We start from the raw sequence: 24,600 nt of genomic DNA on the forward strand, positions 1-24,600 counted from the left end.
CGTCAAGGCTGGGCCAGGATCTTCCGCACCGAACGGCCGCTGTTGGTGAGGATGTCATCGACCTGCCAGCAGCCCTGCCCCTGGCGCACCATCGGAAGGCGCGTCACGTAGGCCTTCTTCCATACCGAATAGCGCATCTCGACCTGGCCGGCGGTGGCCGACGCCTCCTTCCAGCTGTAGCGCACGGGGGTTTCGATGTCGCCGTCCTGCGCATCCAGCCACGGATCGGAATCGATCGTGCAGATGCCCTCTTCGCGCTGCTGGCAGGCGCGCTCGCCACGCAGTGCCTTGCCGAAGGCCGGGCTGACCAGCGCGGGCGGCGGTTCCAGCAGGTCGCCATCGCCCGTCGTCGCCTCGTAGAACGCGCGGGCCACAACCACTGGTTCCTGGCAGGCGGGTGACGCCTGCACGGAGGGGGCCAGAAGCAGCCCGGCGATCATGAACATCCCTGTCCTGCGCATATCGCGTTCCTTGGTGATGATGATTCGTTGTAGAGCCGAGCCCATGCTCGGCTGCGTTCCAGCATAAGCCGAGCGCAGGCTCGGCTCTGCTTACAACCCGTAGCGCTCGATCACGTCCAGGTGCGGCTGCCGATCCTGGTCGCAGGCTTCAGCCAGGCGCAGCCAGCAATGCGGGTGCGGCCACGTTGCGGTCTGCTGCTGCAGGAAACGGTGCAGCGTCAACGGCGCATGATCCTGCGGCTGGGCGACCGTGAACAGCAGGCCCGGCAGCGTGCCCTCCTCCATATCCGGATCGGTCACGGTGTAGTCCGCACGGCTGTGCGACCACACCTGCCAGCCCTGCGCCTCGGCAGCTTCAACGAAGGCATTCCACGCCTCCTCGCCGGGGTGAGCGCCGTCGATCAGCCAGCTGCGGGCGAAACCACCGCGTTCCAGCACGTGCACCTGCGCATAGGTCGGGATGAAATGCTCGCGCGCTTCCTCCTCCTCCGGTGCCGGATGTACCAGCGCGGCATCGAACACCACCCAGTCGCCCACCTGCTGCGCGCGGTTGGCCGGCGCGTTCTCGACGATGCGTGCGGTCACCGGCCCGCTGCGGCGTGCGTAGTATTCCATCGGCTCGCCGTTCTCTTCGCTGCGGATGATCACCCAGCCCCACGGCTCCTCGACCACGCCATCCTGGCTGGACAGCTCCATGCCGATCGCTGCGGCCGAGCGGCGCACCGCGTCCCAGTCGCGCGCCGCGCTGGCTGCGCTCATGTGGTCCCAATGCGCGGCGTTGGGCTCTTCCAGCAGCTCCACCAGCTGTGCAAAGCAGGCCTGGGCCTCGCTGAAGCGGCCGGTTTCCATGTACATCCGCGCCAGCGTGCCACGTGCACCGTGCGAACCCGGCGATGCGGCCAGCAGCGCCTGCGCGGCCTGCTCCAGCGCCGGCCAGTCGGACACGCGACGGGCACGCTGCACCTCGCACCAGTGCGCGAACACCGGCACGCTGCCGCGATAGGTATCCGCCAGCAGGCGCAGGCCGTCGTCGTCGCCCTGCTCGGTCAGCCAACGCATCAGCGTATAGGCGGCCGGACCATCCTCCTGCGTGTGCGCGCGCACGAATCGCCACAGCAAGGCGCGCGCTTCCGCCTGCGCACCACAGGCGCTCAACGCGGAGGCGGCCATCTCGGCCAGCGCCTCGTCATCGGGCAGCTGCGCCTGTGCCTGCAACAGCCACTGCGCCTCACGCTCCGGATCGCGCGACTGGTTCTGCTCCCCCTGCTCGTGCAGCCAGGCCAGCAGTTCGCTGGCCGGCACCGGCAGCGGCGCAACGTCCGGCAATGCATCGATACGCGCGGCCAGGTCGGCCACCAATGCTGCCGCACCACGGTCCTGGCGCAGCTGCGCCAGATGGGTACGCGCCAGTTCCAGCTGGCGCAGCGCCACCCAACGTGCACCTCGCTGCAGCGCCAGTTCAAGGCTCAGCGCAGCGACTTCGATCAGCAGGCGGTGCGAGCCAACCTCGGCAAAGTGTTCGATGATGGTGTTGAAGCGCGTGCCCAGATCCCAGGTATTGCGTGCAGGATCGCGCCGGCACAGCGCTGCGGCCGTGTTCGCCCACAGTCGCCAGTAGGTAGGCGTCAGTTCGCTCCACGGCACCAGCTGCTGCACGGCTTCTTCGTCGCGGCCCAGCTGGGCCAGCGCCCATGCCTTGGACAGGCGGCGCGGCACCGTGCAGTTGGCCGGCTCGTACTCGCCGGACGCGGCCACTTCGGCCTCGCGCTTCTCGATCAGCAACAGCGCTTCTTCGGCGCGGCCCATGCCCAGCAGGATCTTGATCTGCATTTCCGGGAAGCTGTCGAACACTTCCTTGCCGCAGGCCTCGATCGCATCCGACTGCACCTGCAGGTAATCCAGCGCATCCTGACCGCGGCCATCATCCAGCAGCGCATCGGCCTTTTCGCAGCTCAGGCACTGGAAGCAGGCCCAGCTTGGATCGATGCGTGCAAGCGTTTCATCGCACACCTCGACACGTTCGGGAACCCAGCCCGGGCCATCGATGTTGCCGTAGCAGGCAGCCAAATCCTGGGTCACGCAGATCGACTGCGGGCACTCCAGCGTGTCCTCACGATGCGCGCGTTCGAACAGCGCTACCGCTTCGCCCAGCGCACTCTCGCCTTCAACGCGGTTGCCGACGCGGTTGCGCAGCGCCCAGTGGCCGACGTAGACGTCGACCCACGGGTTGTCCAGCGCCTTGCCCAGCGCACGCGCTTCAGGCAGCAGCGCGTCGACGCGGTCGACACGCAGTTCGCTCACTTCGTCGGCGAGGCGGTTCAGCAGGTGCGCGTTCTGCGCCTGGCCGGCCTGGCGCAGGTCGCCCTGCAGTTTTTCGACCCAGTTCCAGATGTCCATGGGGTAAGTGCTCCTGTCTAGCGAAGGCTGGATGAGAGGATGCGGTGCTCAGCGCAGCATCTGCTGCAGGGCACCGGCGATATCGGTGAAGGCGCCGTTGAGGTCAGGGCCCACAGTGGTCGTCGCCCGTGCCAGCGGACGGCCCTGCGCGGCAACGATGATCTTCAGCGAGCGCAGCAGGCGTGCCGCAGCTTCGGCCTGCGGATGCCCGTCGCGTTGGGCGCGCAACAGCGCCTGCACGGCGGGATTGTCGAGGTTGAGGTACAGCCGCGACGGCGCACGCGCCTCGATGCGCGCGGTGAACTGCCGGGCCAGGCGCAGCGCCGCCATCGAGACGCGCTTGTCGTTCTCATCGTCTTCCAGGCGCTGCTTCAGTTCGGCCTCGCGATCGGGCACCACCACCACCGGCAATGCCTCCGGACTGAAGCGTGCCGGCAGCAGCTGTTCACCATCGCCGAGCTGCTCACGCAGCCATGCCAGCTGCGCCTCGTCGAGGCTGTCGTCAGTGCGGAACAGCGCGCGGTTGCCCTGCTCTGTGCCGAGCTCGACCAGGCGCAGGCCCTTGGCCTGGGCCCAGCGCCGCAGGAACGGCACCACCGCATAGCGATGGCCGTGTGCGACCGGCACGCCCATCGCACGGAACAGCATTTCCTCGAAGCCGCCGCCGTTGTCGAGGATCACGTGCACCGCACCGCGCGCCGGCAACGCACTGGCTGGCAGGTCGCCCTGCGAAGTCGGCACGCGCACGTGTTCCAGCAGCAGGTCGAACAGGCGGTCATCGCACAGCGCTGCGCCCAGCAGGGCCTCATTGTGGCGCGTGAGAACGCGTCGCCAGGCCTCCGGCTGCTGCCGCGCGACGTCGGCCAGGCCGTCGATCAGCGCTTCCAGCAGTGCATGCTGCACGGCGCGGTACTGGTCGTCGCGCTGCAGGTCTTCGCGGCTGGCGGTAGGCGTCAGCCGCGAGGATTCGATCACCCCGCCAATGAACCCCGCCCAGGGCGGCAGCAGGTCGCGGGCGTCGTCGTCCAGCAGCATGCCGCGCACGAACACCGACAGGTTGCGGTTGTCGCTGGTGCCGTAGGTAGCGCCGTCCTGCACCCACAGCAGGCCGGTGGCATCGCTGTTGCCATCGGCACGCAGCGGCACGGTCACGATCGGCTCGAAATCGTGCTCGAAGCGCGCGGCGAACTGCAGCGCCTGGCGGCGCGCCTGCACCGGATGCAGGGCGACATCGCCCTGCCCACGCCACGGCGGCGGCTCGGGGTTGAGCGCCTCGCCCGCAGCGCCGATGAAGATCGGCTCGGACAGCAGCGCGCAGTAGCGGCCCAGCACCTCGTGCAGGCGCGCTTCGTTGGCCAGCGGCAGGAAGTCCGGATGCAGCTCCAGTTCCACCTCGGTACCGACCGCGCGTGCCGGCACTTCACTGACGGTGTACTGCTCGGCATTGCTGGACACGTACAGGTGCCCCAGATCCGGCGTCTGGTACGAGGTGGTACGCACGCTGACCCGGCGCGCAAGCACGAAGGCCGACAGGAAACCGAGGCCGAACATGCCGATCAGGCCTTCATCGTCCTCGCCGCCCTGGCGCAGGCCACGGGTGTAGCCGACGCCGACGGTGGCCAGGTAATCGTGGATTTCCTGGCGGGTCAGGCCGGCACCGGTGTCGGTGATGCGCAGCACGCCAGCGGCGGCATCGACCTGCACCGAAATGCGCGAAGGCACTTCGATGCCGGGCTGTTCGATGCGGCGACGGATGATCGAATCGTGCGCGTTCTGCACCAGCTCACGCAGCGCCACCACCGGGGTGGAATACAGGTGCTTGCCCAGCACCGTCATCAGTCCATTGAGATCGACCCCGGCGCGACGGATTTCGGCGTTGGGGGCGGTGAGCGCGGTGTCCTGCATGTAATCGTTTACTCCTGGGCACGGAAAGACGCCAGAGGGCGTCTTCGTCGAGCGGGAAAAACTAGCACAGGCAGGCTGACCGTTGCCGTGTCGGCTGCCGTATTCCGCGCGTGCGGTGGTGACGCCGGGGCATGCCCGGCGCGATCACGCCGCGTCGATGGCCTCGGACAGGCGCTCCACCGCGATCACTTCCATGCCTTTCACCGAACCGCCCTTCGGCGCGTTGGCCTTGGGCACGATGGCACGCTTGAAGCCGTGGGTGGCCGCCTCGCGCAGGCGGTCTTCGCCATTGGGCACCGGGCGGATCTCGCCGGACAGGCCGACTTCGCCGAAAGCAATCGTCTTCTCCGCCAGCGGGCGGTCCTGCAACGAGGACAGTACGGCCAGCAGTACCGGCAGGTCGGCCGCGGTCTCCTGCACGCGGATGCCACCGACCACGTTGACGAACACGTCCTGATCGCCGACCAGCACACCGCCGTGGCGATGCAGCACGGCCAGCAGCATCGCCAGGCGGTTCTGCTCCAAGCCGACCGCGACACGACGCGGGTTCGACAGCGGCGACGCATCGACCAGCGCCTGCACCTCCACCAGCAGCGGCCGGGTGCCCTCACGGGTGACCATCACACAGCTGCCCGGTTGATGGGTGCTGCCACCGGACAGGAAGATCGCCGATGGGTTGGAGACCTCCTTCAGGCCCTTGTCGCCCATCGCGAACACGCCCAGCTCGTTGACCGCACCGAAGCGGTTCTTGAACGCGCGCAGCAGGCGGAAACGGCTGCCGCTCTCGCCTTCGAAATACAGCACCGCATCGACCATGTGCTCGAGCACGCGCGGGCCGGCGATGCCGCCCTCCTTGGTCACGTGACCGACCAGGAACACGGCGGTGCCGGTCTCCTTGGCGAAGCGCACCAGGCGCGCAGCACTCTCGCGTACCTGGCTGACCGAGCCCGGCGCGGCGGTCAGGCTCTCGGTCCACAGGGTCTGCACGGAGTCGGCCACGATCAGCCGCGGTCCGGCCTTGGAGGCATGCTGCAGGATCGACTCGACGCCGGTCTCGGCCAGCGCATTGACGCCATCCAGCGGCAGCTCCAGGCGATGCGCGCGGCCAGCCACCTGCGCCAGCGACTCCTCGCCGGTGACGTACAGCACCGGCAGCTCGGCCGCCATCTTCGCCACCGCCTGCAGCAGCAGGGTCGACTTGCCGATGCCCGGGTCGCCACCGACCAGCACCACCGCGCCTTCGACCAGGCCGCCGCCGAGCACACGATCGAACTCGCCGATGCCGGTCGTGACCCGCCGGTGCTCGGTCTGCTCCACGTCCTTCAGCGCGGTAATCTTCGGCGGGTCGATCTTGCCGGCCCAGCCCGCCCGCCGCGACGCCGGCGCCTTGGCGGCCGCCGCGCTCTCCAACACGATTTCCGACAGTGAGTTCCAGGCGTTGCACTCGGTGCACTGGCCCTGCCACTTGCTGAATTCGGCGCCGCATTCATTGCAGACGTAGGCGGTGCGGGCTTTTGCCATTGGATGATTTCCAGCAACGGGAACAGGCGTGGCAGGATAGCCGAGCCGGGTCGCAGGTGCTGCGACCGCTCAAGTCCCGCCCACCCGCGCCGATAGTTGTCGCGGGCGTGCGCCTTGCGGGCGCCCCTCCCTCCCCCTCTGGATTCAACATGACTGGCAGTTACAGTCAGAGCCTGGTCGCCATCTCCCTGCTGGTGGCCATTCTTGCTTCGTACACGGCGCTGGACATGGCCGGCCGCCTGGCCACGACCGAAGGCCGCGTGGCCCGCTGGTGGCTGGCCGGCGGTGCAGCGGCGATGGGCCTGGGTATCTGGTCGATGCATTTCATCGGCATGCTGGCCTTCGACCTGCCGATCCCGGTCGGCTACGACCTCGGCATCACCCTGTATTCGCTGGCGGTCTCGATCGGCGCTTCGGCCTACGCACTGTGGCTGGTGTCACGGCCCAGCCTGCCCTGGCGCCGGCTGCTGGCCGGCGCCGTACTGATGGGGCTGGGCATCGCCACCATGCACTACCTCGGCATGGCCGCGATGCGTATGCAGCCGGGTATCGACTATCACCCGGGCTGGTTCGCCGCCTCCATTGCGGTGGCCATCGGCGCCGCCGGTGCTGCGCTGTGGATTGCCTTCCGCCTGCGCACCGAACAGCGCAACACCCTCCTCCTGCGCGCGCTGGCCTCGCTGGTGATGGGCCTGGCCATCGTCGGCATGCACTACACCGGCATGGCCGCGGCGCGCTTCCCGGAGGGCAGCATCTGCGGCGCGGTCGGCAGCGGTGGCATCGACACGCGTTGGCTGGCGGTACTGGTGATCGTCACCACCGTGGCCACCCTGGGTATCGCCCTGGTCGCCTCGCTGTTCGACCGGCAGATGCGCGTGCGCACCGGGTTGCTGGCCGATTCGCTGGCGCATGCCAACGACAAGCTGATCCAGGCCGCCCTGCACGACCCGTTGACCCAGCTGCCCAACCGCATGCTGCTGCAGGATCGCATCGAGCAGGCCATCGAGAAGGCGCGGCGCCGCAACCATGCAGTGGCGGTGATGTTCTGCGACCTGGACGGCTTCAAGGCGGTCAACGATGCCTACGGGCACCAGCTCGGCGACCGCCTGCTGGTGGCGGTGGCGCAGCGTATCGGCGGCCTGCTGCGTCCGCAGGATACCTTCGCCCGCCTCGGCGGCGACGAGTTCGTGATCGTGCTGGCCATCGATATTCCCGACGATGCGGTGGTGGTGGCCGAGCGGATCATCGCGGCGGCGGGTGAACCGTTCCTGCTGGATGCAGCCGAGCTGCAGGTCAGCGCCAGCCTGGGCATCGCCCTGTATCCGGATGATGCCGGCAATGAGCGCGAGCTGATGGCACACGCCGACGCTGCGATGTACCACACCAAGGAAACCGGCCGGAACGGCTATACGTTCTTCACCCCATCGATGCAGCTCAGCGCCAACCGTCAGCTGCGCCTGCTGCAGGACCTGCGCAAGGCCGTGATGCGCAATGAACTGATCCTGCATTACCAGCCCAAGTTCCCGGCCGCGGGCGCGCCAGCCACCGGCGCCGAGGCGCTGCTGCGCTGGCAGCATCCGGAGCTGGGCCTGCTGGCGCCGGATGTGTTCATTCCCATTGCCGAACGCAGCGGCCTGATCCTGCCGATCGGCGACTGGGTACTGGACCGCGCCTGTGCGCAGCTGCGGGCGTGGCACGATGCCGGTCACACCGGATGGTCGATGGCAGTGAACCTGTCGCCCCTGCAGTTCTCCTCCCCGGCCCTTCTGGACAGCGTGCGCGAGGTGCTCGAACGGCACCGCATCGAGCCGGCGCGGCTGACCCTGGAGATCACCGAGACCACGGCGATGAAGGACGTCGACGCCAGCCTGGCGATTCTCAACGATCTGACCGCGATGGGCGTGCACATTGCCATCGACGACTTCGGCACGGGCTATTCCAGCCTGCTGTACCTGAAACGCATGCCGGCCACCGAACTGAAGATCGACCGCGCGTTCGTGCATGACCTGGAATGCAATGAAGAGGATGCCGCCATCGTCTCGTCGATCATCGCGCTGGGACGCACCCTGCAGCTGCAGGTGGTGGCCGAGGGCGTGGAGACGCAGGCGCAGCGCGAGTACCTGAGCGAACTGGGCTGCGACCAGTTGCAGGGCTACCACCTGGGCCGACCGATGGACGCCGAGGAATTCCTGCGCCGGGTGGGCTGAGCCGATGTGCGGAGCAAGCTCCGCACCCACCTCATCAGTAGATCCACGCCGTGCGTGGATGTTCCTCGCCGCCCCCCACGGCAAACAGAAAGGCCGCCCGAGGGCGGCCTTTCTGCGTGGCAACGTCGCGAGGACGTCAGTGCATCATGTGCACGTTCATGTTGTGCATGACCCACAGGGTGCCGACCACGATGATGCCGATCACCACCACGGTGAAGGCCGCAGCGTTGACGTTCCAGCGGCTTTCCGAAGAGCGGTCCAGGTGCAGGAAGAACACCAGGTGGACCAGCATCTGCAGCACCGCGGTGATCGCGATCACCACACCGTTGACGGTGCGCGAGAAATCACCCGACATCACCATCCAGAACGGGATGACGGTCAGCACCACCGCCAGCACGAAGCCGATCAGGTACGACTTCACGGTGCCATGGCTTTCGCCGCCGGTGCCGTGGTCGTGTGCATGGTTGTCATGTGCCATTACAGGGCTCCATTGAGGTAGACGACGGAGAACACGCCGATCCAGATCAGGTCCAGGAAGTGCCAGAACAGGCTCAGGCACGCCATGCGGGTCTTGTTGGTCGGGGTCAGGCCGTACTTCTTCAGCTGCACGAACATCACCAGCAGCCACAGCAGGCCAGCGCTGACGTGCAGGCCGTGGGTACCGACCAGTGCGAAGAACGCCGACAGGAAGGCACTGCGGTCCGGACCGTAGCCCTGGTGGATCAGATGCTGGAACTCCCACACTTCCATGCACATGAAGCCGAAGCCCAGCAGCCAGGTGATGCCCAGCCACAGGTACATCTGGCCCATCTGCTTGCGGTGCATGGCAATCATGCCCAGGCCGAAGGTCAGCGAGGAGGTCAGCAGCAGCGCGGTTTCCCATGCAACGAACGGCAGTTCGAACAGGTCCTTCGCGGTCGGGCCACCATCGGTACCGCCTGCCAGCACCACATAGGTGGCGAACAGCGAGGCGAAGATGAGGCAGTCGCTCATCAGGTACACCCAGAAACCGAAGACGGTGTTGCCGCCGGTGTCGTGGTGCTCGTGGTCGTCATGGCCATGGGCCGCCGCGTGCGCGGCGTGCCCGTGGCTCAGGGTCGAGGTATTGGTGCTCATGCCTTCAGCTCCGACTTCACCAGGCCCTGGGCTTCCAGGTGCTTGCGGTGTTCGTTCTCGATGCGTTCCACCTCGGCGGCCGGGACCCAGTAGTCCACGTCCTGGTCGAAGGTGCGGTAGATGAACGTGGCGATCATGCCGACGAAGCCGACGATGGCCAGCCACCAGATGTGCCAGATCATCGCGAAGCCGAACACCAGGCTGAAGGCACCGATGACAACGCCCGTGCCGGTGTTGCGCGGCATGTGGATGTCGGTGTACTTGGCCGGCTTCGGCCAGGCTTCACCACGCTGCTTGCGCTCCCAGAAATCGTCCAGCTCGGTGACTTCCGGCAGCGTGCCGAAGTTGTAGAAGGCCGGCGGCGAAGAGGTTTCCCACTCCAGCGTACGGGCATCCCACGGGTCGCCGGTCAGGTCGACGGTCTTCTTGCGGTCGCGGATCGACACGGCCACCTGGATGATCTGGCACAGGATGCCGGCACCGACGATGAACGCACCTGCGGCGGCGATCAGCAGCAGCGGCTCGTAAGCCGGGTTGACCGTGCTCTGCAGGCGGCGGGTCATGCCCATGAAGCCCAGCACGTACATCGGCATGAAGGTCACGTAGAAGCCGATGAACCAGCACCAGAACGCGCACTTGCCCCAGAACTCGTTCAGGCGGAAGCCGAACATCTTCGGCCACCAGTAGGTGATGCCGGCGAACATGCCGAACACCACGCCGCCGATGATGACGTTGTGGAAGTGGGCGATCAGGAACAGGCTGTTGTGCAGCACGAAGTCGATGGCCGGAATCGCCAGCATCACGCCGGTCATGCCGCCGATGACGAAGGTGACCATGAAGCCGATGGTCCACAGCACCGGGGTGGTGAAGTGCACGCGGCCGCGGAACATGGTGAACAGCCAGTTGAAGATCTTCACGCCGGTCGGGATCGAAATGATCATCGTCGTGATGCCGAAGAAGGCATTGACGTTGGCACCCGAGCCCATGGTGAAGAAGTGGTGCAGCCACACGATGAACGACAGCACGCCGATGCAGGCGGTGGCGTAGACCATGCCCTTGTAGCCGAACAGCGCCTTGCGCGAGAAGGTCGCGATGACTTCGGAGAACACACCGAACGCCGGCAGGACCAGGATGTACACCTCCGGGTGACCCCAGATCCAGATCAGGTTGATGTACAGCATGGCGTTGCCGCCACCGTCATTGGTGAAGAAGTGCGTGCCCAGGTAACGGTCCAGGGTCAGCAGCACCAGGGTGATGGTCAGCACCGGGAAGGCGGCGACGATCAGCACGTTGGTCACCAGGGCGGTCCAGGTGAACACCGGCATCTGCATCAGCTTCATGCTGGGGGTACGCATCTTCAGGATGGTGATGAAGAAGTTGATACCGCTCAGCGTGGTACCCAGGCCTGCGACCTGTAGACCCCAGATGTAATAGTCCATGCCGACGCTTGGACTGTATTCGATGCCCGACAACGGCGGGAACGCCAGCCAGCCGGTGGCGGCGAACTCACCGATCCACAGCGACAGCATGATCAGTACCGCACCGGACACGAACAGCCAGAAGCTGAGCGAGTTGACGAACGGGAACGCGACGTCGCGCGCACCGATCTGCAGCGGCACGGCCAGGTTCATCAGGCCGGTGATCAGCGGCATCGCCACGAAGAAGATCATGATCACGCCGTGGGCGGTGAAGATCTGGTCGTAGTGGTGCGGCGGCAGGTAACCCTCGGACCCGCCGACGGCGAGCGCCTGCTGGGTACGCATCATGATGGCGTCGGAGAAACCGCGCAGCAGCATGACGAAGGCGACGATGAGGTACATCACGCCGATCTTCTTGTGATCCACCGAGGTGAACCACTCCTTCCACAGATAGCCCCACAGCTTGAACTTGGTGATCAGGGCCATGACGCCCAGGCCACCCAGCACCGCGCCGACCAGGGTGGTCAGCACGATTGGATCGTGGGGGATCGACTCAAGAGAGAGTTTTCCCAACATGTTCATTCTCCCGAACCCGCGTGGCCGGCATGGCCCGCGTGTTCGTGTTCGTTGGCATCCAGGTTTTCACCCGATTCCTTGGAATCATGTGCGTCACTGGGGGCATGGCCCTCGTGCGCTTCATGGCTGGCGGCATCGGCAGCGGCGGCACCAGCGTGCGAGTGCTTCATGCCGTAGTGCTTGTTGTCGCCCATGTGCTTGGCGATCACCCAGTCGAACAGGCCTTCTTCGGTCTTGCCGAAGTAGGTGACCGGGTACCACTCGGCGTTGCGTGCTTCACCCAGCGCCTTGAACGAGGCCTTGTCCAGGGTCTGCTCGCCGGCACGGACCTGGTCCAGCCACTGGCGGTATTCGGCATCGGTGACCGAGTAGGCGGTGAAGTGCATCTTGGCGAAGCCCGCGCCGCTGTAGTGCGAGGACATGCCCGGGAATTCACCGGTCTCGTTGGCGATCAGATGGAGCTTGGTCTCCATCGCGGCCATCGAGTAGATCATGCTGCCCAGGTGCGGGATGAAGAAGGCATTCATCACCGTGTCGGACGTGATCTTGAAGTTCAGCGGCGTGTTGACCGGGAACTTGATTTCGTTGACGACCGCCACCTTCTCTTCCGGATAGATGAACAGCCACTTCCAGTCCAGCGAGATCGCCTCGATGGTGACCGGCTTGACGTCCGATTCCAGCGGCTTGTACGGGTCCAGCGCGTGCGACGAACGCCAGGTCAGGACCGCCAGCACCAGCACGATCATGCAGGGAATGGACCACACCACCACCTCGATCGCCGTCGAGTGGGACCACTTCGGCTCGTAACGGGCCTTGGTGTTGGAGGCGCGATACTTCCACGCGAAGGTCAGGGTCATGATGATGACCGGGATGACGACCAGCAGCATGAGCACGGTAGCCGTGATCAGCAGGGTCTTCTCATCCTGGCCGATCTGGCCCTTCGGACTGAGGATGGCCACGGCATCGCAGCCGGTGAGCATCACCAGCAACGACAGCAGCAGGCCCGGGCGCAACCAGCGCCCAAGGGTTTTCAACGGAATCATCGGTCGATCCAATTGCGAGGGAATGCCGTTCCCCGTCCTGCCTGTTCCGGCCAAAGCCGGTCCCACCGGTCCGGAAGACAGGTAGGGAGGTGGGGTCGAGTCAGCCTTTCAATTTTAGGCCGTCACCCACCATTTAAGAAAGGCATTGACAATGATCGAGCGCAGGAAAGGCCCGTTTCTGGCTGCGACACGTTGTCGCACCGCGCAGGCGCGGCGGGCAGAACACCCGGGGGCGGCATCCTAGCATCGGGCGATGGCGGCTGCTCCGCCCGTGTTCGGCAAAGTCGCCTGAACATGTTCAGGCATGCCTGCGAAGGTAATGCATGGGATGCTCGGCGCTGGAGGAAGCCCATGGACAAGATCGACTTCAAGAAGCGCGATCGCGCGTTGTACCAGCCCCCGGTGGGCCGGTTCGTAACGATGGACGTACCGCCCCTGCCCTACCTGATGGTCGACGGCCACGGTGATCCGAATACCGCCCCCGCGTATGTGCAGGCGGTGCAGTGGCTCTACTCGGTCAGCTATGCACTGAAGTTCGCGCTGAAGGCCAAGGGCCAGGACTACGTGGTGCCACCGCTGAAAGCGCTTTGGAGCGCCGAGGATCCGTCGAGCTTTGTGGCACGCCGCAAGGATGAGTGGAGGTGGACGGTGATGATCCGTACGCCGGACGGGATCCGTCCAGAGCAGCTGGAGGCTGCCATCGCCAAGGCGGCGAAGAAACTGGGCGACGCTCCGGCCAGCCTTCGCCATCAGGTGATTGAGGAGGGCCTCTGCCTGCAGACCCTGCATGTAGGCGCCTACGATGACGAAGGTCCGGCCCTGGCCCATCTGCACAACGAACTGATGCCTTCGCTGGGCTACACCTTCGCCGGCCCCCATCACGAGATCTACCTGGGCGACCCTCGCAGGACCGACGCTGCGCGGTTGAAGACCGTGCTTCGGCAGCCGGTGCGGGCGCTTGAACCTGACAGGGGTTCGCGCTCATGAGTTCCAACATCCGCCCAAACAAAAAGCCCCGGCCAAGGCCGGGGCTTTTCATGCAACTGGTGCCGGAAACAGGAGTCGAACCTGCGACCTACGCATTACGAATGCGCCGCTCTACCAACTGAGCTATTCCGGCTTAGCAGGGAATTGTAGAGGGTGCCGCTCAGTCGGTCAATCAACCTCGGGAGGATGCGATTACCCTCGCTTGCTCCTGCCACGACGGATCGACTGAACGGTCAGGAAAACAAAGAACAGGCAGAAGAACACGAATCCAGTCAGGGCAATGTCGTGCATGCCGCCCAGCTGCCCGCTCATGGTCCGGCTCCACAGGTATCGCACCGCCAGGATGATGATCAGCATCACCACCACGAGGTTGACCCACTTCATGGTGGCTCGGAACGTCGTTTTACTCATAGGTACAGGAATCGTCGGCGGCCCCCTTGGCCGCCTTGATGGTACGCATCACATCCCAACCTGTCGCGTTGCGTCACAGCACGATCGCTCGACGCCATCGCATTCGTTCCGGACGCCGTTGAAACCATCATTGAAGCCGGCATCGCCGTCCGCCACCAGCACCAGCGCACCCAGCGCCACCTCCGGCTGCACTTCGCGTTCGTGTGGATCCGGAGATGTGGTGCGCGACAGAACAAGCGCCGCAGTCACGATGTCGCCGGATCAGCCAGTCCCCAACGCATTGGCGCACGCCCGTCCCGCCGCGAAATCCTGCAGATTCCCCAGCGTGATTGCCGAGATCTCCTGCAGCGCATCTACGGTGAAGAACCCCTGGTGGCCGGTCACCAGCACGTTGGGGAAGGTCATCAGGCGCTGGAAGGCCTCATCATCGATGATCTCGCCGGACAGGTCCTGGAAGAACAGCGCGCTTTCCTGCTCGTAGACGTCGATGGCCAGATGACCCAGCCGCCGCGACTTCAGCGCGCGGATCACCGCATGGGTATCGACCAGCGCGCCGCGCGAGGTGTTGACCAGCATCGCGCCGGTCTTCATCCGCGCCAGCGAGGCGTCGTTGATCAGGTGCTGGGTATCGGGCGTCAGTGGGCAATGCAGTGACACGATATCGGCGCGCGCCAGCAGTTCATCCAGCCCAACCATGTCGCCCACGCCGGCGAAGACCGGCGACGGGTACGGGTCGTGCCCCAGCACGATGCAACCCATGCCCCTGAAGATGCGCGCGGTGGCCAGCCCGATCTTGCCGGTACCGACGATGCCCACGGTGCGGCCATGCAGGGTGCGCCCGAGCAGGCCATCGAGCATGAAGTTGCCTTCGCGCACCCGGTTGTAGGCGCGATGGGTCTGCCGGTTGAGGGTCATCACCAGCGCCAGCGCATGCTCGGCCACGGCTTCAGGCGAATAGGCTGGTACGCGTGCGACGAACAGATCCAGCGCTTCCGCAACCGCCAGATCCACGTTGTTGAAACCTGCGCAGCGCAGCAGCACGGCCCGCACCCCCATCGCATGCAGGGCATGCAGTACCGGCGCATCCAGGCGGTCGTTGACGAACACGCATACGGCTGCGCAATCCTGCGCCAGCGCCGCCGTATGCACGTCCAGCGCCACATCGAAGTACACGAACGCAAAGCCGTCCTCAGACGCATCGCGCTGGTTCGCCTCATCAAGGAAGCGGCGGTCGTAGGGACGGGCACTGAAGACGGCGATCTGCATGGATGGGCCTGGGTGGAATGCCATACCGACCATACCGCAGCAGCGCCCGCGTTGGGATGGCACCGGCGATGCCGTCATCGCCGGTGCCGGGTGCCATTTAGAACCGGTAGCCCAGGCCCAGCATCACGCCGTTCTGGATCTGCCCGTCGCGGCGCTCACCCACGTAGTCGGCCATGATCGACAGGCGCTCGCTGGCGCGACTGGTCACGCCGACGTTCCAGGCCAGCACCTGCTCGCCCACCGCCTGGCTGCTGGCGCCGAACACCAGATCCGGTGCCGCGGCGAAGCCGGTGCTGTAGCGGGCCTGCGAATCGCCCAGCTCCTTCTGCCAGACCACCCGGGCGCGCGGCGTGATGCGCTCACCGTTGTTGCCTTCGAAGGTCTTGAACAGCTGCAGGCCCGCACCCACGCGGATGCTCTCCAGGCTGCCACTGCGGCCCACCAGCGCACCGGCGCCCTGCCCTTCGTTGAAGCGGGTGGCCGAAGTACGTGCATAGTCCACCACCGGCAGCAACGGCTGGATCACCAGGCCCTTGCCGGTGGTGAACGAGAACGCATGTTCAACACGCGCGGAGATCGCATCGTTGCTGTACTTGGCGCGCAGCGGCTGCTGCAGGCCATCGATACCACCGATGCTGCGACGGGTGTCATGCCGCAGATCGGTGTAGCGCACGGCCGCCGACAGATAGCCGCGCGCGTACGTCGCATCAAGGTAGCCGCCCACGTCCAGCGCGCGCACATCTCCGGTGAAACCAGAGCCATCGCTGGCCTTGGTCGACATGTCCGCCGCGGCCACACTGACGCCCAGGGTCACGCGGTCATCGGCCACGCGGGTGTCGGCACCGACCACGATGCCACCGATGTTGTGGCTCAGGCCGGCCACGCCACCGTCGGCATCGATGCGGCCATGGCTGGCGAAACCACGTGCCCAGATGCCATGGCTGCGTCCGGCATCACCGCTACCCGCAACGCTGCCCGGCGCCGGCTCGACCAGGTGCATCGCCAGCTGGTTGAACAGGCTGCCATGGCGCATGCCCGGCTGGGAGGAGACCGACTGCGCCACCTGCGAGGCCAGGCCATCGGCATCGCCGCCGCTGCGCATGGCCGACTGGTGCTGCTGCACGACGTTGCCGATGCTGCCCACCAGCGCGGTGTCGGCCAGGCGCAGGCTGGCGTGCGCATCACCGCGCAGGGCACCGGCCTGTTGTGCGATCACATCGCGGTCGGCGAACTGCAGTGCGCCCAGAAGCGATCTCAGTCCCTTGTCCTGGCGATCGGAAGCAGTCGCCAGCGCACGGCCCAGGCCGTCGCCGGACGTACCGTTGGCGAACAGGCCCAGCTGGTCAAAGCCCGGGTTGGCGGTCAGCCACAGGCCATCGGCCGTCTGCTTCACGTTGAAGCTCAACAGCGAATTGTGGCGGGGACGGAACACATCACCGCTGATGCTGGCGCTGTAGCTGGTGTCGCCCAGGCGCACGGCCTCTTCGAAGCCGCCCTGGTAGATCGGGCCCTCAACCAGGTCACGACGGAAGTCCTGGCCGTAGTAGCCCTGCGCCACGTTCAGTTCGAGGAAGGCACCCTTGGAGATCACCAGTGCCCCCTCGGTCTGCTCGTCATCGAAGAAGGTGCCCACGCGCAGGCGGCCGGCGGTGGTGCCACCATTCTCTGTAACGTCGAACAGCACCTTGCCGCCCGGCATGATGTTGACGTAGCCATGGGTGACCAGGTCGCCACCGCGCGGCATCAGTGTGCCGAACACGCGCAGGCGGTTGAACCCGTCTTCGCGGTACGACGGGCCGGTGCCGTCCAGCAAAGGAGCGCGGTCCATCGCAGTACCCGCCACGTCGCCATGGCCGACCAGCATGCCTGCGCCGAGCACGCGCACTTCCGATGCGCGCAGGGCGCCGCCTTCCAGCGCGATGGTGCCATTGTCGACCAGCATGAAATCCGCACCCGTCGTCGCGGACGTACGCCAGGTGGCGCCGTTGCTCACCCGGATCACGCCCATGGCGTTGTCCAGCGTGGAGACATCCAGATCAGCCAGCCGCAGCTTGGACAGCAACAGGTCCTGGATGTCCGGGTCACTGAGGTAACCCTGCACCGACAGCGCACCGATGCCCTGCGGACCCTTGCTGGATGCGTTGTAGATGCTCTGCGCGAGATTGATGTAGGTGGATCGCCAGTCGGTATTCCAGCGCGCGAAATCATCATCGACGAACGCCTGCAACTGGCGTCCGGTACGCAGGTAGCCGGGGTTGATGTCGCCGGTCACGTTGGCGGTGACATTCAAGGTGTCGCCCGGATCGCGGTACCCGCTCGCGGTGATGATCCTGTTGCTGTAGATATCCTGGCCGGGGAACGACTCCAGCTTGCTGCCACTGCCATCGGGGTCGAAAGTGACCGAGGAACCGGTGCTGCGTGCCGGATCGCGGAACACCAGCAGGCCATTCGGCTTCACCACTTCGTACATGGCCTTGTGCAGCAGCCCGGCATCCATGCCACCACCGTAGTTGCCGGTGTAGATCTGGGTCATGCGCGGCGACGGCGTGTAGATCACCTTGCCGCCGCTGCTGGCCGCGTGGATCTGCACCGAGTCGATGAGCGGCAGATCGCCGGCCAGATAGCGTTCGACGCCACCGGACTGCATGATCGAGCAGGACGAGATGCAATTGCCGGACACGATGGTGTTCAGTCCGGAGGTGCGGATGATGCCCTGCAGCCACTCGCCGGCGATCAATGCACCACCATTGGACGTGCGCAGCACCACCTCACGGACCGGCCGGCCTTCGGCCTGCGCCTTGGCCAGCAGTGCCGGCAGGGACACCACGTCGGCGTAGGTCACATCGCCACTCAGGAAGATGCGATCGCCCTGCACGTGATAATTCATTGCCATGACGTCATCCACCACGGATATGGCGGCAACGCCCATCAGCCCGGCCAGGGCCAGGCTCAACTTCGAATACTTCATGTGTTCTCTCTCCACCCGCAACACGCGGGTAGAACGATCAACGCCGCAGCGGGGTGATCTCCCCCAGTGGAACGGATCCTGAAAAATGAATACATTCACAATGAGAATTCGATCGATGCACACTCTTCCCCATCCGGTCATCGTCGCGTAAAACTCGATGACGCATTCGCCACCGACAGTCGAGGCCAGCCCTGTCCACCCCGTCTCCCCTGATCCATCGCGCGCCGGAGCTACCCGCACCTGCGGATGCCTTCATCGCGTTCGTACGCGAAGAGCGCGCACCGCTGTGCGCGTTCCTGCGCACGCGGGGGGTCGGGCCTGAGGATGCGGAGGATATCGCGCAGGACTGCATGGAGCGGCTGATCCGCTACCGCGCACAGGGTCCGGACGAACTGCGCCTGCTACTGTATCGTATCGCCCGCAACCGCCTGGCAGACCGCGGCCGCTCGCCGCAGTCGCGGCCGCATCTGCCGCTGGCCGAACACGATGGCAGCGACGAACCGTCCAGTTCCTCGCCCGATCCATTGCGCCAGGCCGAGTCAGGGCAGATGCTGTCCCTGCTGCGGCAGGCCCTGTTCAAGCTGCCCGAACGCGCACGCGAGGTCTATCTGCTCAACCGCATCACCGGCATGAGCTACACGCAGATCGCGCGGCATTGTGGAATTACTGCCAAGACCGTGGAAAAACATATCGCCCGGGCCCTGCAGGGCCTGCGTCAGGAGTTGGGATCGGATCCGCTGCACAACGACAGGGACGGCCAATGAGTGGCACCCCGCACAGGGATGATGCACAGCTGTTTGAACGCGCCAGCGCTTGGGTAGCCCGCCTGGAAGCCCCGGACTGCACGTCGGCCGAACGCGAAGCGTTCGAGGACTGGCTGGCCGAAGATCCGGCCCACGTCAAAGCCTGGGTGCAGGCCGAAACCCTGTTCCAGCAGGGTACGGAGCTTGCAGCTGACCCCTGGCTGCGCACCGCCGCGGCACGCGCGGCGCGTCCGCCGCGCCGGCGCTGGTTGCCGGGCGTGGCCGCTGCTGCCGGTGTCTGCATGGCGATCGGCATCGGCTGGATGGTTGCCGTCGACGGCAACCCGACGCCGCAGGTCTACGCCAATGATTCGCACCAGCCACAGCAGCAGACGCTGGCCGATGGCAGCGTCGCCATGCTGGATGCCGGCACCACCCTCCGCGCCCGCTTCGGCTGGCGCCATCGTGATCTGGTGCTGGAGCGGGGCCGGCTGCAGCTGCAGGTCGCACCGTCAAACAAGGCGCTGCAACTGCGCGCTGGCGACAGTACGATCCGCGACATCGGCACGACCTTCCAGGTGGAACGCCTGCGCGACGGCCTGGTCGAGGTCGCGCTGCTGGAAGGCGCCGTGGAAGTCAGCAACGGCGCAGCGCAGCACACGCTGGCGCCCGGCCAACAGCTGCAGGTACTGCCCTCCGGCCGTATCCAGCCGGGCCCTGCCCTCTCGTCCAACGCAGCCGCTGAAGGCTGGCTGCGGGGGCAACTGGTATTCGATGCCACGCCCCTGTCGATCGTGGTCGAGCGCATGAACCGTTATGGCCGCACGCCGCTGGTGATCGTCGATCCGGAGATCACCGACCTGGCTGTAAGCGGCACCTTCCGCGCCGGTGATGCACAGGAGCTGCTGTCGGCGCTGGAACTGGGTTGGTCCGTGGCTGGCCAGACGCGTCCGGATGGCGCGCTGGAACTGCGCCGCACCTACTGAGGAGACCGGCAGTGAAGGCAGGTCCGGGTGCGCTGCAGTGGGGGCTGCTCCGCGCCCTGCTATGCCTTGCACTGGGTGTTGCCGCACTACCGATGGCCGATGCCGGCGAGCCCGCCGGCACGCTGGAGATCGACGTGGGCGCGGGCCCACTGATACCGGCACTGCAGCAATGGGCCCGGCAGAGTGGCACCGCCCTGCTGTTCGACGCACGTGAACTGGATGATCTGCGCACCGACGGGACCCGTGGCCAACGCGATACCGGGGCCTCCCTGAAGCTGCTGGTCGCCGGCCTGCCGGTGAACATCCTGCGCACGTCCTCGGGTGCCTTTGTCGTGCGACGTGTCCATCCCGAGCCACCTGCCACGCCGCCGAAAGCGGTCGCAGCCCCGCGCCTGCCGCACCCGGTTCCCAGGTCCGCCGACACGCCACACCAGGTGGAACTGGCACCCATCCACGTCACCGGCAGCCGGCTGCCGCGCTCTTCGGTGCAGACCACACTGCCGGTCACCACCATCGATCGCGACGACATCCTGCGCAGTGGCTACGGCAATCTGTTCGACCTGCTGCGGCACCTGCCCGGCATGAACGGCCATCCCGCCATGAGTACCTCGCGCGGCGGCGATTCGCAGTACCTGCCGGTGGGTGCAGCGGCCACCACCAGCCTGGACGGCATGGGCCCGCGGGCGACGCTGTTCCTGGTCAACGGCCGGCGCCTGCCCCGCTATCCCATGGTGTCGCTGGAACAGGGCGGGCTCACCGACCTCGGCGGCATTCCGCTGAGCTTCGTCGACCGCATCGAACTGGTACGCGGCGGTGCCTCGGCCATCTATGGGGCCGATGCCATGTCCGGCGTGGTCAACATCATCCTGCGCGACCAGGCCGATGGGCCCGAAGCCATGCTGCAGACCGGACTCAGCAGCCGCGGCGATGCGGGCCAGTACCGCCTGCAGGCCGCCACCGGCGGCGCGCGTGGCAACGGGGACCGCTGGTTTGCCGGCCTCGATCTGCACCGTGTCGAGCATGTCGCCGGTGACCAGCGTGACTGGCATGCGGAAACCTCGCTGTATCCGATCGGCGCGATCTTCGGCAACTGGTACGTGCCCGCCCGACGCTGCGAGCCGCCCCTGAAGCGGCGCGAGGATGGCTGCTGGTTTGACAGCGCGCGCCCGCGTTCGCTGCAGCCCGCTTCGGATACCGCGTCGGCCTACCTGCACTACCGGCATGAACGTGGCGAGGGACGCTATGCCTATGTCGAGGCAAGGGCCAGTCACAACCGTCAGCGCTTCGACCTGGGCCCGACTGCCGTTGCCGTGGTCTCGCGCGGAATCACCTTCAACAGTGTGCTGCGCGAGGCCGGCAACGTGCGCCCCAGCGTCCGCGCCACCGATGCGGACGTCACCCTCGGCATCGGCCGTGACCAGGGCCGGCGCAGCTGGGAGGCGGGCATCAGCGCGCAGCGCAGCGAAGTCACCTTGTCCACTGCTGGCACCGTGCGCACGACGCGCCTGCTTGAAGCAACGCAGGCGCGCAGGTTCACTCCCGGCTTCGACGCACCTCCGGCGGCCGAGGTGGACACGCTGTTTCCATCCATCCGCAACCGCGGCAGAACCGCACAGTGGCAGGGCTGGTGGGGCGTGCAGCGTGAGCTGATGGCGTTGCCTGGTGGTCCTGCACAGCTGGCCACCGGCATCGACCTGCGCCATGAACGCTGGACCTCGCGTCCCGATGCGCTGCTCAGCCAGGGGGACCTCGCATTGGGCCTGCCGCAGCAGCAGCGCCGCCTGTCGCGACAAAGCAGCGGCGTCTACGCCGAGCTGGGCCTGCCGCTGGCACCCACGCTGCGCGCGGACCTGGCCGCACGCTGGGACCGCGACGGCGGCTTCATGGCGTTCTCGCCACGTGCCGGGCTGCGCTGGAGCCCGACACCCCACTGGTCGTTCCTGCTGGCCAGCGGGCGCGGTTATCGTGCACCGAGCCTGTTCGAGCAACGGCGGCCTCCCGGCTACTTCGGCTCGATCACGCTTCCGGTGTCCAGTGCCCTTCCGGAATGTGAAATCGCCACCCGCGGTGGCGGCTGCAGCGTCACGGCCAACGTCGTAGAGAACGATGCACTGAAGGCCGAGCGATCGCGCAGCCATTCGCTGGCAGCCACGTGGACGCCCAGCGATACGTTCTCGCTGTCGCTGACCCACAACATCGTGGAACTGCGCAACGAGATCCTCGCCCTGCAACCCAGCGATGCGGTGTGGAATCGCAGCACTTGGGAACTGGATGAAGACGGCCACCTGAGCAGCCTGCGCCTGTCGTTCGACAACATCGGTCGCACCACGTCCCGCAACTGGGTGCTGCGTGGCGAGTACCGCATCGACAGCGGCAGCAACGGCCAGTGGTTGTTGTCGCTCGATGCGCTGAAACAGCAGGAGCTGCGTCGCCGCCGTGACCACGAGGCCGCCGTGGACCTGCGCGGCCATGTGACACCCGAGCTGGCTGCGGTGTTGAACGTGCAATGGCAGAACAGCAACTGGGACATCGCCCTGCGCGGCAACCAGGTCGGTCGCACCCGTGCCTGGCTGCCCGGGGCCGAGTGCCCGCAGGATCAGGTCGAACAGAACCACTGCATGAATCCACGCCAGCTGCGCTGGAACCTGCACCTGGCACGCCGCCTCGGCCCACGCATCGTCGCAGCACTGGACGTGCACAATGTGCTCGATGCGCAACCGGTGAACTATCTGGTCGGCAATGGCGGGCAGATGCCGGGCCTGGACGATCCGCTCGGCCGCTACTACCTGCTTACCCTGCAGTTCCGCTGAAGCGTAGTAATCTACGCGCCCTGTTCCACCGCGGTCCCCTTCCCCCATGAAAGCCTATCTCTGGTTCTGGGGCGCGTTCCTGCTGTTCTTCGCGTTGCCTTTTCCCTGCATTCTCTATTTCGGCACCTCGTGGCCGGTGGCGTTGGTCGACCGCAGCGCGCCGTGGCCGGCACTGTTGCTGCTCGCACTGTCGATGGCCTTGTGGCTGACGCTGCTGTTCGCCTTCCTGCACTACCTGTTGCTGGGGCCGCCGCGCGCACTGCACCGGGTGCAGTCGATCCTGGCCGACGGTGAACCGCGCAGTGCGCTGATCGAACAGGCCGAACAGACCGGCGTGCAGGTGCGCGGCTTCGCGCAATGGAAACTGCAGTTGTCCTTCAAGAATCTGTCCGGCACGCCGATCCGCGAACAGATGCTGGTGGTCGACAGCAAACCCGAGCGGCATCGCTTCGAGGCCGGCAGGCACATTGATGCACGCCTGGGCCGGACACCTGGAGCATTTCCCAACATCGTGCTGGACGGTGCCCAGCCCGAACTGAATGTCGCCAGCCTGTGGCGGCGTGGCATCGGTGCAGCACTCGGCATCGCAGCCGTTGCCGCTGCCTATGTGTTGGCCTACCGGCTGCAGAACGAGGGGCTGGGCTGGACCTTCCTGTCGTTCGGTCACCCGCTGCTGGTGTGCCCGCTGGTGCTGTGTGGCTATGCGCTGGGCCTGCGCCTGCTCGGCCGCCTGCTGCACGCCGATGCCCGCGGTGATGCGCTGAAGTATCGCGGCATCGGCGTGGAGGCCCGGGTATTGAAGGTCCGTCAGACCGGCACCTACCTCAACGAACAACCACAGGTGGAGTTCCAGCTGGAATACATCGACCGCGAAGGCAACGTGCAGCAGGCCCGCGTGCGCCGCTTCATCCCGCTGATTGAACTTGCCAACATCCCGCGCGAGCACGTGACGCTGCTGTACGACCCGGATGACCGCAGCAACGTGCGTCTGGAGGGAATATGAAACAGCCTCCCTCCACCCGCACGGTGTTCCTGGTAGTGCTGCTGGTTCTGGCGGGCGCGGCCGTTGCCGGCGGCGCAGTGCAGACCATCAGCGAAACGCTGGGGCATTCGGTACAGCCGGACCGGTTGCCACCCTCCGTCTCGCCACAGTTGCCGCGCGAACAACCCGTATCGCTTGTGCCGTCCCCGGCGCCCTTCCCCGCGGCGAGTACCGCTGCGGCGCCCGAGCGCAACAATCGCCTGTTCGATGCGGACTACCTGCTGGCTGCCCGTCAGGCACTGGAGCAGCTGCCGGCACTGGCCGGCCAGCGGCTGACGGTCTTCCACAGCATCCACTTCTACGACGATGGCCGCATCAACCTGGATCTGGTCGATCCGCAACAGCCGGGCCACGTTGACAGCTATCACTTTGAACGTGGCCAGTGGCGCAAGGGCAATCCGGTGAACCCGCAGCAGTTCGCGCCGACCATCAGCCTGCAGCGCAGCAGCACATCCCTGGCCAGCATCGATTTCGAGGCCGTGCCGCGCGTGGCGCAGGCATTGCAGGAACAACGCAATGCCCTGCAGAACCCCGCATCCGAAGTCGGCCACGTGTATGTGATCGTGCGCAAGGGCGGCAAGCTGGTGTGGCTGCCGGACGAAGTGGCCGGTGACCGCGAATCCGTGCGCCTGCAGTTCGATGCGCAGGGCACCCTGCGCGGCGTGCACCGCCGATAGGCCACACAAAAAGGGGACGGAGGGGATTAAGTCGTATCTGCCTTGGTGCGGTTTGCGACTTAATCC

At 66.1% G+C, this 24,600-nt stretch carries 19 protein-coding genes and 1 tRNA gene; 7 read left to right on the top strand and 13 right to left on the bottom strand.

Annotated elements, in window-relative coordinates:
• Positions 1-2: 2 nt before the first annotated feature.
• The 4 genes from AC13FN_RS01875 to radA all read right to left on the bottom strand — a co-directional run bounded on the left by AC13FN_RS01875 (position 3) and on the right by radA (position 6,284).
• Positions 3-461, bottom strand: coding sequence for a YqhG/Tai3 family protein (locus tag AC13FN_RS01875; protein WP_482984267.1), 459 nt, complete (start codon positions 459-461; stop codon positions 3-5).
• A gap of 90 nt (positions 462-551) precedes the next feature.
• Positions 552-2,858: a tetratricopeptide repeat protein gene (locus AC13FN_RS01880; RefSeq protein WP_460131604.1), complete on the bottom strand. Its 2,307-nt coding sequence runs from the start codon at positions 2,856-2,858 to the stop codon at positions 552-554.
• 48 nt (positions 2,859-2,906) lie between these two features.
• The gene (locus AC13FN_RS01885) at positions 2,907-4,763 is read right to left on the bottom strand and encodes an ATP-binding protein (RefSeq protein WP_482984266.1); all 1,857 of its coding nucleotides are present in this window, start codon (positions 4,761-4,763) and stop codon (positions 2,907-2,909) included.
• Positions 4,764-4,907: 144 nt separating this feature from the next.
• Positions 4,908-6,284 carry a DNA repair protein RadA gene (radA, locus tag AC13FN_RS01890; protein WP_054171268.1) on the bottom strand — a complete coding sequence of 459 codons (1,377 nt, stop codon included), beginning with the start codon at positions 6,282-6,284 and terminating at the stop codon, positions 4,908-4,910.
• Between the two features lie 149 nt (positions 6,285-6,433).
• Between radA and AC13FN_RS01895 the strand changes: the two genes are divergently transcribed.
• Positions 6,434-8,491: a putative bifunctional diguanylate cyclase/phosphodiesterase gene (locus tag AC13FN_RS01895; protein WP_460131599.1), complete on the top strand. Its 2,058-nt coding sequence runs from the start codon at positions 6,434-6,436 to the stop codon at positions 8,489-8,491.
• Between the two features lie 136 nt (positions 8,492-8,627).
• Here AC13FN_RS01895 and cyoD read toward each other — a convergent pair whose 3' ends face one another.
• Genes cyoD through cyoA form a run of 4 tightly spaced genes read right to left on the bottom strand, consistent with a single transcriptional unit; the run spans position 8,628 to position 12,644 of the window.
• Positions 8,628-8,969: a cytochrome o ubiquinol oxidase subunit IV gene (cyoD, locus tag AC13FN_RS01900; protein WP_005408584.1), complete on the bottom strand. Its 342-nt coding sequence runs from the start codon at positions 8,967-8,969 to the stop codon at positions 8,628-8,630.
• Entirely contained in the window at positions 8,969-9,607 is a 639-nt protein-coding gene (gene cyoC, locus AC13FN_RS01905) for a cytochrome o ubiquinol oxidase subunit III (RefSeq protein WP_005408583.1), read from the bottom strand. Before cyoC ends, cyoD begins: the two co-directional genes overlap by 1 nt.
• Entirely contained in the window at positions 9,604-11,601 is a 1,998-nt protein-coding gene (cyoB, locus tag AC13FN_RS01910; RefSeq protein WP_005408582.1) for a cytochrome o ubiquinol oxidase subunit I, read from the bottom strand. The genes cyoC and cyoB overlap by 4 nt, the downstream gene beginning before the upstream one ends.
• 2 nt (positions 11,602-11,603) lie before the next feature.
• Positions 11,604-12,644 carry a ubiquinol oxidase subunit II gene (gene cyoA / locus AC13FN_RS01915; RefSeq protein WP_312390700.1) on the bottom strand — a complete coding sequence of 347 codons (1,041 nt, stop codon included), beginning with the start codon at positions 12,642-12,644 and terminating at the stop codon, positions 11,604-11,606.
• A gap of 351 nt (positions 12,645-12,995) precedes the next feature.
• On the opposite strand from cyoA, the gene AC13FN_RS01920 reads away from it, so the two are divergent.
• Entirely contained in the window at positions 12,996-13,631 is a 636-nt protein-coding gene (locus AC13FN_RS01920; protein ID WP_482984265.1) for a GyrI-like domain-containing protein, read from the top strand.
• A gap of 57 nt (positions 13,632-13,688) precedes the next feature.
• Here AC13FN_RS01920 and AC13FN_RS01925 read toward each other — a convergent pair.
• The 5 genes from AC13FN_RS01925 to AC13FN_RS01945 all read right to left on the bottom strand — a co-directional run bounded on the left by AC13FN_RS01925 (position 13,689) and on the right by AC13FN_RS01945 (position 18,276).
• Positions 13,689-13,764, bottom strand: a tRNA-Thr gene (locus tag AC13FN_RS01925).
• Between the two features lie 59 nt (positions 13,765-13,823).
• Entirely contained in the window at positions 13,824-14,015 is a 192-nt protein-coding gene (locus AC13FN_RS01930) for a hypothetical protein (RefSeq protein WP_152906222.1), read from the bottom strand.
• Positions 14,016-14,090: 75 nt separating this feature from the next.
• The gene (locus tag AC13FN_RS01935; protein WP_312390502.1) at positions 14,091-14,291 is read right to left on the bottom strand and encodes a hypothetical protein; all 201 of its coding nucleotides are present in this window, start codon (positions 14,289-14,291) and stop codon (positions 14,091-14,093) included.
• A gap of 12 nt (positions 14,292-14,303) precedes the next feature.
• A complete protein-coding gene (locus AC13FN_RS01940; protein WP_482984264.1) occupies positions 14,304-15,308 on the bottom strand; it encodes a 2-hydroxyacid dehydrogenase in 1,005 nt (334 codons plus the stop codon).
• 97 nt (positions 15,309-15,405) lie between these two features.
• A complete protein-coding gene (locus AC13FN_RS01945; RefSeq protein ID WP_482984263.1) occupies positions 15,406-18,276 on the bottom strand; it encodes an autotransporter family protein in 2,871 nt (956 codons plus the stop codon).
• 254 nt (positions 18,277-18,530) lie between these two features.
• On the opposite strand from AC13FN_RS01945, the gene AC13FN_RS01950 reads away from it, so the two are divergent.
• From AC13FN_RS01950 to AC13FN_RS01970, 5 genes are read left to right on the top strand one after another with little or no spacing between them, the layout of a single operon-like run.
• Positions 18,531-19,040 (top strand): RNA polymerase sigma factor, encoded by a 510-nt coding sequence (locus tag AC13FN_RS01950; RefSeq protein ID WP_029379863.1) that lies wholly within the window; start codon positions 18,531-18,533, stop codon positions 19,038-19,040.
• Positions 19,037-20,005 (top strand): FecR family protein, encoded by a 969-nt coding sequence (locus AC13FN_RS01955; RefSeq protein WP_312390500.1) that lies wholly within the window; start codon positions 19,037-19,039, stop codon positions 20,003-20,005. Before AC13FN_RS01950 ends, AC13FN_RS01955 begins: the two co-directional genes overlap by 4 nt.
• Before the next feature lie 11 nt (positions 20,006-20,016).
• Positions 20,017-22,815, top strand: coding sequence for a TonB-dependent receptor plug domain-containing protein (locus tag AC13FN_RS01960; protein WP_478410753.1), 2,799 nt, complete (start codon positions 20,017-20,019; stop codon positions 22,813-22,815).
• 46 nt (positions 22,816-22,861) lie between these two features.
• A complete protein-coding gene (locus AC13FN_RS01965) occupies positions 22,862-23,818 on the top strand; it encodes a hypothetical protein (RefSeq protein ID WP_478410752.1) in 957 nt (318 codons plus the stop codon).
• Positions 23,815-24,534: a hypothetical protein gene (locus tag AC13FN_RS01970; protein WP_478410751.1), complete on the top strand. Its 720-nt coding sequence runs from the start codon at positions 23,815-23,817 to the stop codon at positions 24,532-24,534. Before AC13FN_RS01965 ends, AC13FN_RS01970 begins: the two co-directional genes overlap by 4 nt.
• The last annotated feature ends 66 nt before the right edge of the window (positions 24,535-24,600 follow it).

This window comes from Stenotrophomonas sp. 115C5, assembly GCF_056861055.1.

Excerpts from the sequence above, each read along its gene's own strand:
- AC13FN_RS01875 (WP_482984267.1), bottom strand. The coding sequence starts at position 461 with ATGCGCAGGACAGGGATGTTCATGATCGCCGGGCTGCTTCTGGCCCCC.
- AC13FN_RS01880 (WP_460131604.1), bottom strand. The coding sequence starts at position 2,858 with ATGGACATCTGGAACTGGGTCGAAAAACTGCAGGGCGACCTGCGCCAG.
- AC13FN_RS01885 (WP_482984266.1), bottom strand. The coding sequence starts at position 4,763 with ATGCAGGACACCGCGCTCACCGCCCCCAACGCCGAAATCCGTCGCGCC.
- radA (WP_054171268.1), bottom strand. The coding sequence starts at position 6,284 with ATGGCAAAAGCCCGCACCGCCTACGTCTGCAATGAATGCGGCGCCGAA.
- AC13FN_RS01895 (WP_460131599.1), top strand. The coding sequence starts at position 6,434 with ATGACTGGCAGTTACAGTCAGAGCCTGGTCGCCATCTCCCTGCTGGTG.
- cyoD (WP_005408584.1), bottom strand. The coding sequence starts at position 8,969 with ATGGCACATGACAACCATGCACACGACCACGGCACCGGCGGCGAAAGC.
- cyoC (WP_005408583.1), bottom strand. The coding sequence starts at position 9,607 with ATGAGCACCAATACCTCGACCCTGAGCCACGGGCACGCCGCGCACGCG.
- cyoB (WP_005408582.1), bottom strand. The coding sequence starts at position 11,601 with ATGTTGGGAAAACTCTCTCTTGAGTCGATCCCCCACGATCCAATCGTG.
- cyoA (WP_312390700.1), bottom strand. The coding sequence starts at position 12,644 with ATGATTCCGTTGAAAACCCTTGGGCGCTGGTTGCGCCCGGGCCTGCTG.
- AC13FN_RS01920 (WP_482984265.1), top strand. The coding sequence starts at position 12,996 with ATGGACAAGATCGACTTCAAGAAGCGCGATCGCGCGTTGTACCAGCCC.
- AC13FN_RS01930 (WP_152906222.1), bottom strand. The coding sequence starts at position 14,015 with ATGAAGTGGGTCAACCTCGTGGTGGTGATGCTGATCATCATCCTGGCG.
- AC13FN_RS01940 (WP_482984264.1), bottom strand. The coding sequence starts at position 15,308 with ATGCAGATCGCCGTCTTCAGTGCCCGTCCCTACGACCGCCGCTTCCTT.
- AC13FN_RS01945 (WP_482984263.1), bottom strand. The coding sequence starts at position 18,276 with ATGAAGTATTCGAAGTTGAGCCTGGCCCTGGCCGGGCTGATGGGCGTT.
- AC13FN_RS01955 (WP_312390500.1), top strand. The coding sequence starts at position 19,037 with ATGAGTGGCACCCCGCACAGGGATGATGCACAGCTGTTTGAACGCGCC.
- AC13FN_RS01965 (WP_478410752.1), top strand. The coding sequence starts at position 22,862 with ATGAAAGCCTATCTCTGGTTCTGGGGCGCGTTCCTGCTGTTCTTCGCG.
- AC13FN_RS01970 (WP_478410751.1), top strand. The coding sequence starts at position 23,815 with ATGAAACAGCCTCCCTCCACCCGCACGGTGTTCCTGGTAGTGCTGCTG.